Annotated in this window: 16 protein-coding genes; 15 read left to right on the top strand and 1 reads right to left on the bottom strand. The window is 70.3% G+C overall.

What is annotated here, in order from left to right; translation table 11 throughout:
* Positions 1-107 precede the first annotated feature (107 nt).
* From dop to prcA, 5 genes are all read left to right on the top strand, one after another.
* Entirely contained in the window at positions 108-1,619 is a 1,512-nt protein-coding gene (dop, locus tag ABVB68_RS23045) for a depupylase/deamidase Dop (RefSeq protein WP_353603001.1), read from the top strand.
* Positions 1,620-1,804: 185 nt separating this feature from the next.
* Positions 1,805-2,023: a ubiquitin-like protein Pup gene (locus ABVB68_RS23040; RefSeq protein WP_161336727.1), complete on the top strand. Its 219-nt coding sequence runs from the start codon at positions 1,805-1,807 to the stop codon at positions 2,021-2,023.
* A gap of 75 nt (positions 2,024-2,098) precedes the next feature.
* Positions 2,099-2,656: an endonuclease VII domain-containing protein gene (locus ABVB68_RS23035; protein ID WP_353603000.1), complete on the top strand. Its 558-nt coding sequence runs from the start codon at positions 2,099-2,101 to the stop codon at positions 2,654-2,656.
* Positions 2,608-3,453 (top strand): proteasome subunit beta, encoded by an 846-nt coding sequence (gene prcB / locus ABVB68_RS23030; RefSeq protein ID WP_353602999.1) that lies wholly within the window; start codon positions 2,608-2,610, stop codon positions 3,451-3,453. Before ABVB68_RS23035 ends, prcB begins: the two co-directional genes overlap by 49 nt.
* A 59-nt stretch (positions 3,454-3,512) precedes the next feature.
* Positions 3,513-4,265, top strand: a complete 753-nt coding sequence (gene prcA / locus ABVB68_RS23025) for a proteasome subunit alpha (RefSeq protein WP_353602998.1) — start codon at positions 3,513-3,515, stop codon at positions 4,263-4,265.
* A 215-nt stretch (positions 4,266-4,480) separates the two neighbouring features.
* Here the strand turns inward: prcA and ABVB68_RS23020 are convergent, their stop codons facing one another.
* Positions 4,481-5,497, bottom strand: a complete 1,017-nt coding sequence (locus tag ABVB68_RS23020) for a LacI family DNA-binding transcriptional regulator (RefSeq protein ID WP_353602997.1) — start codon at positions 5,495-5,497, stop codon at positions 4,481-4,483.
* A gap of 315 nt (positions 5,498-5,812) precedes the next feature.
* Here ABVB68_RS23020 and ABVB68_RS23015 point away from each other — a divergent pair, with 315 nt between their 5' ends.
* From ABVB68_RS23015 to tatC, 10 genes are all read left to right on the top strand, one after another.
* Positions 5,813-7,072, top strand: coding sequence for an MFS transporter (locus ABVB68_RS23015; protein WP_353602996.1), 1,260 nt, complete (start codon positions 5,813-5,815; stop codon positions 7,070-7,072).
* A 9-nt stretch (positions 7,073-7,081) separates the two neighbouring features.
* Positions 7,082-8,443 (top strand): Pup--protein ligase, encoded by a 1,362-nt coding sequence (gene pafA / locus ABVB68_RS23010; protein ID WP_353602995.1) that lies wholly within the window; start codon positions 7,082-7,084, stop codon positions 8,441-8,443.
* Between the two features lie 142 nt (positions 8,444-8,585).
* Positions 8,586-9,584, top strand: coding sequence for an FKBP-type peptidyl-prolyl cis-trans isomerase (locus ABVB68_RS23005; RefSeq protein ID WP_353602994.1), 999 nt, complete (start codon positions 8,586-8,588; stop codon positions 9,582-9,584).
* 87 nt (positions 9,585-9,671) lie between these two features.
* A complete protein-coding gene (locus ABVB68_RS23000) occupies positions 9,672-10,052 on the top strand; it encodes an FKBP-type peptidyl-prolyl cis-trans isomerase (protein WP_353602993.1) in 381 nt (126 codons plus the stop codon).
* A 160-nt stretch (positions 10,053-10,212) separates the two neighbouring features.
* A complete protein-coding gene (locus tag ABVB68_RS22995) occupies positions 10,213-11,166 on the top strand; it encodes a helix-turn-helix transcriptional regulator (protein WP_353602992.1) in 954 nt (317 codons plus the stop codon).
* Between the two features lie 14 nt (positions 11,167-11,180).
* On the top strand, positions 11,181-12,218 hold the full coding sequence (locus ABVB68_RS22990; RefSeq protein ID WP_353602991.1) for a helix-turn-helix transcriptional regulator: 1,038 nt from the start codon (positions 11,181-11,183) through the stop codon (positions 12,216-12,218).
* 56 nt (positions 12,219-12,274) lie between these two features.
* Positions 12,275-12,568: a hypothetical protein gene (locus ABVB68_RS22985; protein ID WP_353602990.1), complete on the top strand. Its 294-nt coding sequence runs from the start codon at positions 12,275-12,277 to the stop codon at positions 12,566-12,568.
* A gap of 42 nt (positions 12,569-12,610) precedes the next feature.
* Positions 12,611-12,805, top strand: coding sequence for a hypothetical protein (locus ABVB68_RS22980; protein ID WP_353602989.1), 195 nt, complete (start codon positions 12,611-12,613; stop codon positions 12,803-12,805).
* 249 nt (positions 12,806-13,054) lie between these two features.
* Positions 13,055-13,336 carry a Sec-independent protein translocase subunit TatA gene (gene tatA / locus ABVB68_RS22975; protein WP_353602988.1) on the top strand — a complete coding sequence of 94 codons (282 nt, stop codon included), beginning with the start codon at positions 13,055-13,057 and terminating at the stop codon, positions 13,334-13,336.
* A 47-nt stretch (positions 13,337-13,383) separates the two neighbouring features.
* The gene (gene tatC / locus ABVB68_RS22970; protein WP_353602987.1) at positions 13,384-14,328 is read left to right on the top strand and encodes a twin-arginine translocase subunit TatC; all 945 of its coding nucleotides are present in this window, start codon (positions 13,384-13,386) and stop codon (positions 14,326-14,328) included.
* Positions 14,329-14,414: the final 86 nt, after the last annotated feature.

Genomic DNA, 14,414 nt, shown 5'->3' with positions numbered 1-14,414 from the left:
ACCGCCGAGTCGCGCAGTGCGGGGACGGGCACCGCGCACGCACCGGAGCGCCAGCGGTACTTGAGCGGCGCCCACGACCGAGGGTGCCGCCGGGCAAGGAGGGCCGCATGACCGTACGGCGAGTAATGGGCATCGAGACGGAGTACGGGATCTCCGTCCCCGGTCACCCCAACGCCAATGCCATGCTCACCTCGTCCCAGATCGTCAACGCCTACGCGGCGGCGATGCACCGGGCCCGCCGGGCCCGCTGGGACTTCGAGGAGGAGAACCCGCTGCGGGACGCGCGAGGCTTCGACCTCGCCCGGGAGGCCGCCGACTCCAGCCAGCTCACCGACGAGGACATCGGCCTCGCCAACGTCATCCTCACCAACGGCGCACGGCTCTACGTCGACCACGCCCACCCCGAGTACAGCGCTCCGGAGGTCACCAACCCCCGCGACGCCGTTCTCTGGGACAAGGCCGGCGAACGGATCATGGCCGAGGCCGCCGAACGGGCCGCACAGCTGCCCGGCGCCCAGCCCATCCACCTGTACAAGAACAACACCGACAACAAGGGCGCCTCGTACGGCACGCACGAGAACTACCTGATGAAGCGGGAGACCCCCTTCTCGGACATCGTGCGCCACCTCACGCCCTTCTTCGTCTCCCGCCAGGTCTTCGCCGGCGCCGGCCGCGTCGGCATCGGCCAGGACGGCCACGAACACGGCTTCCAGCTCAGCCAGCGCGCCGACTACTTCGAGGTCGAGGTCGGCCTGGAGACCACACTCAAGCGGCCCATCATCAACACCCGCGACGAACCGCATGCCGACGCCGAGAAGTACCGCCGCCTCCACGTGATCATCGGCGACGCGAACCTCTCGGAGATCTCCACCTACCTCAAGCTGGGCACGACCGCCCTGGTCCTGTCCATGATCGAGGACGGCTTCATCGCCGTCGACCTCGCCGTCGACCAGCCCGTGCGCACCCTCCACCAGGTCTCCCACGACCCCGGCCTCAAGCGCCTGGTCACCCTGCGCAGCGGCCGCACACTCACCGCGGTCCAACTGCAGATGGAGTACTACGAACTGGCCCGCAAGTACGTCGAGGAGCGATACGGCGCCGACGCCGACGACCAGACCAAGGACGTCCTCGGCCGCTGGGAGGACACCCTCACCCGGCTCGAGCGCGACCCCATGAGCCTCGCCGGCGAACTGGACTGGGTCGCCAAGCGCGAGCTGATGGAGGGCTACCGCCGCCGCGACGACCTCGACTGGGACGCCGCCCGGCTGCACCTCGTCGACCTCCAGTACGCCGACGTACGGGCCGACAAGGGCCTCTACAACCGCCTGGCGGCCCGCGGACGCATCAAACGCCTGCTGGACGAGACCGAGGTCGAGCGGGCGCGCACGAAGCCCCCGGAGGACACCCGGGCGTACTTCCGCGGCCGCTGCCTGGAGCAGTACGCGGACGACGTGGCCGCGGCGAGCTGGGACTCGGTCATCTTCGACCTTCCCGGCCGGGATTCGCTGCAGCGGGTTCCAACCCTGGAACCGCTACGCGGAACGCGAAATCACGTCAAGGAGCTGCTGGACCGCTGCCGCACCGCGGAAGACCTGGTCAGGGTCCTGTCCGGCAACTGAAGGCGATCAGCGGGCTTACCAGCGGGTACTCGAACCGCCCCGGGCGGACAGGGTGGAAATCCCGCCGCCCGGGAATCATCGAGGTGGTCCCCGCAGGTTCTCCGAAACTGCGGGGCCGATGTCGGACCCGGCTTGTAGGGTCTGATCATCACCGATCGGCAGGCGAACTGAGCGGGGTGAGGGTTATGGCGACCAAGGACACCGGCGGCGGCCAGCAGAAGGCGACGCACTCGACCGAACAGGCCGAGGAGCAGACGCAGGACGCGCAGGCCTCCGAGGACCTCAAGGAACGGCACGAGAAGCTGAGCGACGACGTCGACTCGGTTCTCGACGAAATTGACGATGTCCTCGAGGAGAATGCGGAGGATTTCGTGAGGTCCTTCGTTCAGAAGGGTGGAGAGTGATTTCATCTTTGATCCAAAGGTGAAATCAGGGGGGTTTGGGGTGAACAAAGAGCCCGGGCTGAGACGCCGTTCGCGGTGCAAGCAGCACCCGCCGGGGGCGGCGTTCGCCGGCGACGAGTCCGTGCCCGATGGCCTCCAGCCGCATTGCCGGGAGCGCTCCGCGGAGCACTCCCGGCAGCGCCGGCAGGCCAAGGGGAGGGAAGTGGGGGAGAAGGTTCCGTCCCCCCGGGACACAAGCGCTGCCCGCGGTGTGGCGATGTCGAGCCGCACCCGCGGTGGGAGTGGAACGCATCCTCCTCGGACGGCTGGGCGAGCTACCGCCGCGCATGCCGTGCGGAGCGCAGCGGAGTGAGCCACTTCGAGCGCGAGTACGGCATCACCGGGACCCGGCGGGATGAGCTGGCCGCCTCTCCGGGAGGTGTCCGCTGGATATGTCTGGCGGCCCCGGCCGCACATGTGGATCACTGCCATGAGACGGGTAGGGTCCGTGGCGTACTGTGCTTCAGCTGCAACGCTGCACTGGGGCAGTTCAAGGATCAGCCCGAGGCCATAAGGCGGGCTGCTGCATACGTGGAAGGAAACGCGTGGAAGCCAACACTCGTAGCACCGGGCGTCTACCAGCTGCCTTCCTGACGCCGGGATCCTCCTCCTTCATGGACTTCCTCTCGGAGCACCAGCCCGAGCTGCTGCCGGGCAAGCGGCAGCTGCCGCCCACCCAGGGTGTGCTCGAGGCGCCGCACGGGACGACGATCGTCGCCGTCACCTTCCCCGGTGGCGTGGTGCTCGCTGGTGACCGCCGGGCCACCATGGGCAACGTCATCGCCCAGCGGGACATCGAGAAGGTGTTCCCGGCGGACGAGTACTCGGCCGTGGGTATCGCCGGCACCGCCGGTCTCGCCGTGGAGATGGTCAAGCTCTTCCAGCTGGAGCTGGAGCACTTCGAGAAGGTCGAGGGTGCCCAGCTGTCGCTGGAGGGCAAGGCGAACCGCCTGTCGACGATGATCCGGTCCAACCTGGGCATGGCCATGCAGGGTCTGGCCGTCGTCCCGCTCTTCGCCGGGTACGACGTGGACCGGGAGAGGGGCCGGATCTTCTCCTACGACGTCACGGGTGGCCGTTCCGAGGAGCACAACTTCGCTTCGACGGGGTCGGGCTCGGTCTTCGCGCGCGGTGCCATGAAGAAGCTGTTCCGTGACGACCTGTCCGAGGAGCAGGCGACCACACTGGTCGTGCAGGCCCTCTACGACGCGGCTGACGACGACTCGGCGACCGGTGGTCCCGATGTCGCCCGCCGGATCTACCCGATCATCACCGTGATCACCGAGGACGGTTTCCGCCGGCTCACCGACGAGGAGGCGTCCGAGCTGTCCCGTGCGGTGCTCCAGCAGCGCCTCGAGGAGCCCGACGGCCCGAAGGCCGCCCTGCTCTGAGCGTGCGGTTTCTTGTACAAGGTGATCCAGTGACCATGACAGAAAGGGACGGATAACCGGTGTCGACGCCGTTCTATGTCTCACCTCAGCAGGCCATGGCCGACCGGGCGGAGTACGCCCGCAAGGGCATCGCCCGGGGCCGCAGCCTGGTCGTGCTGCAGTATGCCGACGGCATCGTGTTCGTCGGTGAGAACCCGTCCCGCGCGCTGCACAAGTTCAGCGAGATCTACGACCGGATCGGTTTCGCGGCCGCCGGCAAGTACAACGAGTACGAGAACCTGCGCATCGGCGGTGTGCGCTATGCCGACCTGCGCGGTTACACCTACGACCGTGATGACGTCACCGCGCGGGGCCTGGCGAACGTCTACGCCCAGACCCTCGGCACGATCTTCTCCTCGGCGGCCGAGAAGCCGTACGAGGTGGAGCTGGTGGTGGCCGAGGTGGGGGAGACCCCGGACGGTGACCAGATCTACCGGCTGCCGCACGACGGGTCGATCGTGGACGAGCACGGTTCGGTCGCGGTGGGCGGTAACGCCGAGCAGATCAGCGGTTTCCTCGACCAGCAGCACCGGGACGGCATGAGCCTGGCGGAGGCGCTGAAGCTGGCCGTGCAGGCGTTGTCCCGGGACACGAACGGCAGTGAGCGGGAGATCCCCGCCGAGCGCCTGGAGGTCGCGGTACTGGACCGTACGCGGCCGCAGAAGCGCAAGTTCAAGCGCATCGTCGGCCGTCAGCTGTCCCGCCTGCTGGCGGCGGACGGTGCGGCCACCGAGGCGGAGAGCTCCGAGGAGGAGAGCTCCGAGGAGGAGTAGCCCGCCGTTTCGTTCCCTTCCGTGTGCCCCGGCCTGCGTTCTGGCCGGGGCACACGGCGTTCGGATACACGGCGTTCGAGCACGCGGCGTTCGGGCCGCGGGGCGTGCGGCGCGTTCGGCGTCCGGTGGCGTGTGGCGCGCGCGTTCGGTGCCCGGCGGGGTGGGGGCTTCTCGTGTGCGGTGTCCGGCGGGGTGGACGCGGGGTGGGAGGCCCGTCACACGGCGCGTGGTGGTGCCGTGGAGCCCCGCACGACCAGCTGGACGGGGATGTCGGCGTCCTCGGGCCGGCGGCCCTCCAGGACGGCCAGGAGGGCCTGCATGCCGCGTTCGCCGAAGAGTTCGGCGTCGAGTCGCACGGTGGTCAGTTCCGGGTCGAGGGCGGTGGCGAGGGCGAGGTCGTCCAGGCCGGTGACGGAGACGTCGTCGGGGACGCGCAGGCCGAGGCGGCGCAGGGCCTTGTAGGCGCCGGCGGCGAGCTTGTCGTCGTCGCAGATCACGGCGGTCGGGCGGGGGCCGGGGGCGGTGAGCGCGGCCTCGGTGGCGGCCAGCGCGCCGTCGATCGAGATGGGGGCGGGGGCGGTGGTGATCCGGGTGCCCGGTACGGCGGCCATGCGGGCGGCGAGTTCGCGTGCGCGTACTTCGAAGGTCCAGGAAGGCACGTCCGCGGCGAGGTGGAGGACGTGGCGATGGCCGAGGTGGAGGAGGTGGTCGGCGACCTGGCGGACGCCGTCGGCGATGTCCAGGTTGACGGTGGCGGCGCCGAGGCTGCCGTCGGGGTCGCTGTCGAGCATCACGAGGGGCAGCTGGTCGCCGCGGATGGCGGTGAGGGCGTCGGCGGCCATGGAGGAGGCGATGACGCCGTCCAGGGCGGCCTGGGCGGAGGCGAAGGGGTCGCGGGCGGGGCCGACGCCTTCGGGGGAGGGGTAGAGCACGACGCCGAAGCCGTGTGCGGCGGCCACCCGGGCGGCGCCGGTGTAGACGCCGGCGAAGAACTCCGTGGTCAGGGCGGGGACGACGAGGAGGACGGTGCGGGTGCGGCCGAGGCGGAGGTTGCGGGCGGCCAGGTTGGGGCGGTAGCCGAGGTCCCGGGCGGCCTCCCGGACGCGTTCGGCGGTGGCGGCGGAGACCCGGCCGCGCCATTTGTCGCCCAGGACGAGGGAGACGGCGGCCTGGGAGACTCCGGCCGCCTGGGCGACGTCACGGCTGGTCGGGCGCGTGCTGCTGGGTGCCACCGTGGGCGTGCTCCTCTTGCGCTGGTCGTTCGCCTGCGGGCTGCGGGCTGCGGGCTGCGGGGCCGGTGTCGCGGTCCCGCTCGGCCCTGGCGGGGCCCGCGTGCCCTTGCGTTCCGTGGCCCGCGTGCCCTTGCGTTCCGGTACCGGTTGCGGGGTCCGCGAGCCCTCTGTTCCGATGCCGGTCCGGGCGGGCCCTTGGCTCACTGCCGGTCGTCTGGACGTGTGAACAGCGCACATGGTACGTATGGAAGCAGACGTTATACGTAAAACTTCGGGTGGACGAGACGCCCGGGGCGGGTCGCGGGAGGGCGGCAGATGGCCACGGGATACCTGGAGATCCTGCGGGCGCGGCACGCGCTGCGGCTGCTCACCGGCACGCTGGTGGGCCGGCTGCCCAACGCGACCGCGGCGATCGCGCTGGTGCTGTTCGTGCGTGCCGAGGGCGGTACCTACAGCCTCGCGGGCGCGCTGGCGGCCGTCTACGGAGTCGCCAACGCCGTCGGCCAGCCGGTGCTGGGCCGGCTGGTGGACCTGCACGGCCAGCCGCGTGTGCAGCTGCCGGCGGCGGTTCTCGCGGCGCTGGCGATGTCCGTCTTCGCGCTGTCCGGCACCGATCCGCTGCCGCTCGCCTACGCGGCCGTCGCGGCGGCGGGCCTGTTCACCCCGCCGCTGGAGGGTGGTCTGCGGGCGCTGTGGCCGTCGGTGCTGCGCCGTGAGGAGCAGGTGCACACCGCGTACGCCATGGACGCGGTCGCGCAGGAGGTCATGTTCACGGTCGGGCCGCTGCTGGTGACGCTGTGCGCGTCCCTGTGGGACGAGCGTGCCGCGCTGCTCGTGCTGAATCTGCTGGGGGTGCTGGGCGCGCTGTCGGTGGTCCTCTCGCCGCCGTCGCGCGCGTGGCGCTCGGCTCCGCGCGAGGCGCACTGGCTGGGCGCCCTGCGGTCGCGGGGCCTGCTGGCGTTGCTCGCGGCCTTCCTGTTCGTCGGGATCGCGCTCGGTTCCATCACGGTCGCGTCGGTGTCGTACGCGGACGGGCACGGCGGCGACGCGGTGTACGGCTGGCTGATGGCGGGGCTGGGGCTCGGGGCGCTGGCCGGCGGCGCCGTGTACGGGGGGCGGCGGTGGGCCGGTGTGCCCGAGCGGCGACTGCGTGTGCTGGTGGCACTCCTGGCGGTGTGTTACCTGCCGCTGATGCTGATGCCGGGCGCGGTCACCATGGTGTTGCTGAGCGTGGTCTCCGGGGTGTTCCTGGCGCCGTGCATCGCCTGTGCGTTCATCATCGTGGACCGGCACGCGCCGGCGGGGACGGTCACCGAGGCTTTCTCGTGGCTCGTCACGACGTTCACCGTGGGTGCCTCGGTGGGAACGGGCCTGGCGGGGCCGGTGGTCCAGGCCGGCGGCACGCTGTGGGGCTTCGCGCTGCCGGGTGCGGCGGGGGCGGTGTCCCTGCTGGTCCTGCTGGGTACGGGAGGGGTCCTCGCAGCTCCCGCGCGGGGCGCGGTCGTTGCGGCTTCATCGGAAAATGATCCAAATCGTGCTGCCGAACCCCGTTTCAGCTCAGGGGATCGGGCGTAATGTTCACTCATGGACCGCCGCATTTTCGGGCTGGAGAACGAGTACGGCGTCACGTGCACGTTCAGGGGACAGCGCCGCCTGTCTCCTGACGAGGTGGCGCGGTACCTCTTCCGCCGTGTCGTGTCATGGGGCCGCAGCAGCAATGTCTTTCTGCGAAACGGCGCCCGGCTCTATCTCGACGTGGGCTCACATCCGGAATACGCGACACCCGAATGTGACAACGTGACCGAGCTGGTCACCCACGACAAGGCCGGCGAGCGCATTCTCGAGGGACTCCTGGTGGACGCGGAACGACGCCTGCACGAGGAGGGAATCGCGGGCGACGTCTACCTCTTCAAGAACAACACCGATTCGGCGGGCAACTCCTACGGGTGCCACGAGAACTATCTGGTGGCACGGCACGGGGAGTTCTCCCGGCTCGCGGACATCCTCATCCCCTTCCTGGTGACCAGGCAGCTGCTGTGCGGTGCGGGCAAGGTGCTGCAGACGCCGCGCGGGGCGGTGTACTGCGTCAGCCAGCGAGCGGAGCACATCTGGGAGGGCGTCTCGTCGGCGACGACGCGCTCGAGGCCCATCATCAACACCCGCGACGAGCCGCACGCGGACGCCGAGCGGTACCGAAGGCTGCACGTCATCGTCGGCGACTCGAACATGTCGGAGACGACGATGCTGCTCAAGGTCGGCGCGACCGACCTGGTGCTGCGCATGATCGAGGCGGGCACGGTGATGCGTGACCTGACGCTGGAGAACCCGATCCGGGCGATCCGTGAGGTCAGCCACGACATCACCGGTCGGCGCAAGGTGCGCCTGGCCAGCGGCCGTGAGGCCTCGGCGCTGGAGGTGCAGCGCGAGTACTTCGACAAGGCCGTGGACTTCTGCGACCGCCGGGGCATCCGTACGGGCACGGTCGCCCAGGTCCTGGAGCTGTGGGGCCGTACGCTCGAGGCGATCGAGAACGAGGAGCTGGACCGGATCGGCACCGAGATCGACTGGGTCATGAAGTACAAGCTCATCGAGCGGTACCGGGCCAAGCACAACATGACGATGTCGCATCCCCGGGTCGCTCAGATAGACCTCGCCTACCACGACATCCACCGTCGCCGTGGCCTGTACTACCTGCTGGAGAAGAAGGGGCAAGCCGCCCGGATCTGCAACGACTTGAAGATCTTCGAGGGCAAGTCGGTTCCCCCGCAGACCACTCGCGCCCGGCTGCGCGGCGACTTCATCCGGCGGGCACAGGAGCAGCGCAGGGACTTCACGGTCGACTGGGTGCACCTGAAGCTGAACGACCAGGCGCAGCGCACCGTGTTGTGCAAGGACCCGTTCCGTTCGGTGGACGACCGCGTGGAGAAGCTGATCGCCGGAATGTAGCGAAAAGCACCGAGTCAAGCGTCCGGGCACCGAAATGCCGGAACGCCACACGGGCGCCGTACGTTTTCCGTACGGCGCCCGACTCACGCCGTAGAGTTGCGCGCACGCCATCCACAAGATCGACCGATTACGAGGCTCTTCCGTGCGCCGACGCTCACTCCTCCTCGCCGCTCTTCCCGCAGGTCTGGTCACTGTCGCCGGATGCGGGGACGACAAGTCCGCTTCCGGCAAGGCCGGCGCTTCGCCGTCGCCGTCGAGCGCGCCGCCGCCGAAGATCGTGGAGGGGCCGCTGCCCGCGGTCACGGCGGGGACGAAGTTCGGTGAGAAGCCGACCATCGCCAAGGGGCCGGGGGAGCCGTCGAAGAACCTCGCGGTGAAGACGCTGATCGCGGGCAAGGGCCGCCCGGTCGCGGAGAACGACTTCATCGAGGCGAACTACCTGGGCCAGATCTGGAGCACGGGCAAGGTCTTCGACAACTCCTACGACCGTGGGCAGCCGCTGCTCATGCAGCTCGCCCAGGGCACCATCATCGACGGCTGGCGGTATGCCCTGGTGGGCAAGAAGGTCGGCAGCCGGATCGAGATCGCGGTGCCGCCCGCCTACGGGTACGGCAAGTCGGGTCAGCCGCAGGCGGGTATCAAGGGCACCGACACGCTGGTGTTCGTGATCGACCTGATCGAGGCGTTCAACTCCAGGAGTTCCGCCCACGGCAAGCCGGTCGCGCAGAGCGACCCCGCGCTGCCGAAGGTGGGCACCAACACCGACGGCAAGGCGCCCAAGGTCACGGTGCCGAAGACGGCCCCGCCGGCGAAGCTCGTGTCGGCCTATGTGCTGGAGGGCGACGGCGCGCCGGTGAAGGCCGACCAGACGGTGCTGTGCCAGTTCCAGGGCCTGGTCTGGGACAGCGGCAAGACCTTCCAGCAGACCTACGGCTCGGGCCGGCTCAGCCAGTTCTCGGTCCAGCAGATGGAGCAGACGGTCAAGGGTCTGGCGCAGGGTCTGACCGGCAAGAAGGTCGGCAGCCGGGTCCTGATCGTGGTGCCGCCCGAGCTGGGGTACGGCGACAACCCGCCGAGCGGCGGGGTCATCAAGAAGGGCGCCACGCTGGTGTTCACGGTGGACATCCTGGCGGCCATGTAGCGCGCGGGGCGCCCGTGGCGGGCGGGAGAGCTGCCGGGATGAAAGACTGTGCTGGTTTCGTGTCGTACACAAGCAGGAGCTTTTGACGTGAGCATCGAGAAGCCCGAGATCGACTTCCCGGGCGGCGAGCCCCCGGCTGACCTCGAGATCAAGGACCTCTGGGAGGGCGACGGCGAGAAGGCCGAGGCCGGCGACTTCGTCAAGGTCCACTACGTGGGCGTCGCCTTCTCCACCGGCGAGGAGTTCGACGCCTCCTGGAACCGCGGCACCCCGCTGGACTTCCAGCTCGGCGTCGGCCAGGTCATCCAGGGCTGGGACAACGGCGTGCAGGGCATGAAGGTCGGCGGCCGCCGCCAGCTGACCATCCCCGCACACCTCGCCTACGGCGACCGTGGCGCCGGTGGCCGTATCGCCCCGGGCGAGACGCTGATCTTCGTCTGTGACCTGGTGGGCGTGACCAAGCGCTGACCGGATCCGGCGGAAGAGGGCCCGTGCCGTGTGCACGGGCCCTTCTTCCTTGTCCCCCGCTGACCGGGCGGGACCGCCTTCCTCGCTCCGGCTTTGTCCGGCCACCCAGGAGCGGTACGGTCATCGGTCGGAAGCACCATAGGAAAGGCGAAGGGCGTCGATGGCCATTGCCAAGGCCGAGCGGCTGATGAACCTCGCGCTGTGTCTGCTCGGGACGCGGCGGCCGCTCAGCAAGCGCGAGCTGCGCGAGTCCGTCGAGGCCTACCTCGAAGCCGGGAGTGACGACTCCTTCAACCGGATGTTCGAGCGGGACAAGGACGATCTGCGCGAGCTGGGTCTGGTGATCGAGACCGTCGAGAATCTGGACGGTGAGGTCGGCTACCTGGCGCGCCGCGACAGCAACCGGCTGCCGGCCATCACCCTGGACGCCGAGGAGGCCGCCGCCCTGGGCCTCGCGGCCAAGGTGTGGCAGCAGGCCCGGCTGGCCGGCGCGGCCAGTGGTGCCCTGCAGAAACTGCGGGCCGCGGGACTTCCCGAGGACGTCGACCCGTACGGGGCGCACAGTGCTCTGGAGCCGCGCATTCCGGTGCACGAGGCGGCCTTCGAGCCGCTGATGCTGGCCTGCCGGGACCGCCGCCCGGTCCTCTTCGAGTACCGCAAGGCGTCCGCGGCCCGTCCCGAGCCCCGGCACGTCGAGCCGTGGGCGCTGGAGTGCTGGCGCGGTCACTGGTACCTGGCCGGGTTCGACCGCGACCGGGGTGCCGAGCGCGTGTTCCGGCTGTCCCGGATCACCGGCAGGGTCCGTTCCCGTGGCACGGGCTTCACCGCCTCCGTGCCGGACGTCGTCACCGTGCGGGAGACCGTGGCGAGCTGGGCCGGTGAGATCGCCGACCGCTCGGCGCTGATCCGGCTGCGCTCCGGTGCCGGTTACCCCCTTCGGGCGAAGGCCACCAAGGTCCGGGAACTCGGTGACGGCTGGGACGAGTTGGAGATTCCGTACGGGCACGGTCTGGACGCCTGGCTGGTGGAGTTCGGGCCGGACGTGGTGGTGCTGGAGCCGGCCGAGCTGCGCGCGGACGTGGTGGACCGGCTGCGTGCCGTGGCCAAGGGCTGAGGGGGAGCAGGACTGTGGCAGGCAAACCGGCCAGGCCCGTGAACGCCATCGACCAGACGCGGCGGATGCTGTCCTTGGTGACCTACCTCCGGGAGCGTCCCGGCGCCCGCATCGCGGACGTGGCGCGCGCCTTCGGCATCACCCAGGACGAGCTGGTCGGCGATCTCGACGTGCTGCCCATGTGCGGCACCAGCTTCCGCGGCGGCGATCTGCTGGACATCGACACCGACGGCGAGCGCATCTGGTGGCACAACCCGGCCGCGCTCGGCGAGGACGCGGCCGAACCGCTCCGGCTGGCCGCGGACGAGGCGACCGCGCTGCTGGTGGCGGCCCGTGCGGTGGCGACCCTGCCGGGCCTGCGGGAGAGCGACCGGCAGGCCCTGCTGCGGGCCACCGCCAAGGTGGAGACGGCGGCCGGTGAGGCGGCCGTCTCCAGTGCCCGCCTGTCGGTGACCTTCGAGTCCGAGGGCGGGGTCTTCGCCGACGTCGACCGGGCGATCTCCGAGCGCCGCCGGCTGTGGATCCGGTACTACTCCCCGGCCCGTGACGAGGTCACCGAGCGGGAGATCGACCCCATTCGCCTGGTCAGCGTGGGTCACACCTACGTCGAGGCCTGGTGCCGCCGCTCCGAGGCACGGCGCACGTTCCGGCTCGACCGGGTCGCGGAGATCAGGATCCTCGACGAGCCGTCCGCGCCGCCCGAGATGGAGCTGCGCGACCTGTCCGAGGCCCTGGTGCAGCCGGCCGCCGAGGATCCGGAGGTCGTCGTGGAGGTCGGGCCGGGCGGCCGCTGGGTCGCCGAGTACTACCCGCACGACAGCGCCGATGAGCTTCCCGACGGGGGGCTGCGTATCACTCTGCGTACGCCGGATCCGGCCTCGCTGCGCCGGCTGGCGCTGCGGCTGGGCCGCGACGGCAGGATCGTCTCCCCGTCCGAGCTGGCCGACAGTGCCCGCCGGGCGGCCCGCGAGGCCCTGGCGGCGTACGACGCGCCGGTGGCGGCGCGGCCGGCCGGCGAGGAGCCGGGCGAGGGGCGCGCAGGGCGGCGGTGAGGCGCGGCGGCCGCAGCGCGGCGAGGGGAACGACCAGAATGCGAGGGGCGAGGGCTGTGAGCGAGTCTTTGGTGTCCGGTGCGGGCGAGATGACGGTGGCGGCCGCCTTCGCGGGGATGCGGAGAGTGGCCCCCGTGGTGTTCCGGGCCGGGTGCCCGGACTGCCGGGGCCGCTTCGAACTGGGCGCGAGCGCCCTGCGCCTGGCCATCGGCGCCAGCAGCCGTACGACGTTCTACTCCTTCACCTGTCCCGAGTGCGGCGCCGCGGTCCGCAAGCCGGCCGGTGAGCGCATCGTCGAGCTGCTCACCGGTGGCGGGGTGCGGACGCTGCGGCTGCACTCCACGGCGTAGTCGGCTGCGCCGCGCCCCGTGGGACGGTCTAGGCTCGGCGTCATGTTCTGGCCGATGTTCGCGGTTGCCGTGGGTTTCCTGGGTCTCGCCGTGCTGGGGGTGCTCGCCGTCCGGGTCTTCCTGGAGGCGCGCCGCCTCGGGCTGCAGGTCGCGGACTCCGGACGCCGTATCACCAGGGCGGCCGAGGATCTGGAGCGGGCGGCCGTGAGCGCGGCCCGCTCCGCGGACGCCCTCTGAGCGCGGCCCCGGGCGGGCCCGCGCGTACCGTCCAGCGTGCGCTGTCCGTCACTTCGCCCTGTCACCTTCCCCACCCGGCCAGGTACGCTGCTGGTCGCGGCCCGAGAACGAGGCGCGGTCCGCGGAGCAGGAGTACGCCCGGGGATTGTTCCGCGTTCATCCCCAGGCGTTACGATCGCAGCCAGCATGAGATTCGGACGAGTGTCCGGCCTGTCGGACATGCCCGCCTCGATGAGAAGGTGAAGATTTATGTTCCGCAACGGACTTGAGCCGTGGCACCTGCTGATCCTCGTTGTGGTGATCCTCCTCGTGTTCGGTTCCAAGAAGCTGCCGGACATGGCGCGCTCGCTGGGCAAGTCCGCTCGCATTCTCAAGAGCGAGGCGAAGGCGATGAAGGACGACGGCAAGCAGCCCGCCGACGCCCACCCCGCCGAGGAGCCCGCCGCCGCTCAGCGCACGATCCAGGCCGCTCCCGGCGACGTCGCCAGTTCCCGCCCGGTCAACGAGCCGACGGACACGACCCAGCGCTGACGCGAGGACCGGGGCGTCCGGTCCTCTGTACGAGATGAGGATGTGGGTTGCTCAAGTCTGCCCGCAAAAAGGAGAGGGATTCCGAGGGGCGGATGCCGCTCGCGGATCACTTGCGTGAGCTGCGCAACCGGCTCGCGAAGGGTGTTCTGGCGATCCTTGTCGTCACGATCGTCGCGGCCTTCTTCTACCGGGACATCATCGACGTCATCACCCGGCCGATGCTCGACGAGATCGGCTGCCACCAGTCCTTCGGGGAGCTGGCCGACGTCAAGAACGTCCGCTGTGCGCACATCACCATCAGCGGCCTGCTGGCGCCGTTCACGCTGGCCCTGAAGGTCGCGCTGATGGCCGGCGTCGTGCTGGCGTCGCCGGTCTGGCTCTACCAGCTGTGGGCCTTCGTCGCGCCGGGCCTGCACCGCAGCGAGAAGAAGTACGCCTACGGCTTCGTCGGCTTCGGTTTCCCGCTCTTCCTCGGCGGCGGCTACCTCGCGTTCCACGTCCTGCCCACCACGGCGAAGGTCATGATCGGCCTCACGCCCCAGGGTGCCGAGAACCTGTTGCCGCTGGACGACCTGCTGGATCTCATCACCCGCATGATCGTCGTCTTCGGCCTCGCCTTCGAGATGCCGCTGCTGCTGGTCATGCTCAATCTCACCGGGGTGCTGTCCGGACGGCGCATGCTCGGCTGGTGGCGGGCCATGGTCGTCGGTATCACCGTCTTCGCCGCGGTGGCCACGCCGAGCCCCGACCCGATGACGATGCTGGCGCTGGCGGCGCCGATCTGGGCGCTGTACTTCCTCGCCGTGGCCATCGCGCTGATCAACGACCGGCGCCGGGCCCGCCGCGAGGCGCAGGGCCCCGGCGACGACGAGGCGTCCGAGCTGGACCTCACGCCCGAGGACATCGGCGAGATCGAGCCCGTGCCGGCCGCCCGTGCACTGCCCGAGCAGACGAGCACGGACCGGGTCAACGGCTACGACGACGTGACCTGATCCGGCGCCGAGCCGCTGTGCGATGCCCCCGTCCCGCCGGGACGGGGGCATGCGTGTTCTCTTGATCCGACCACGTGGTTCTCTTG

It is taken from the genome of Streptomyces sp. NPDC096012, from assembly GCF_040426375.1.
Taxonomy (GTDB): domain Bacteria; phylum Actinomycetota; class Actinomycetes; order Streptomycetales; family Streptomycetaceae; genus Streptomyces.
This window is presented reverse-complemented; position numbering and strand designations above follow the sequence as displayed.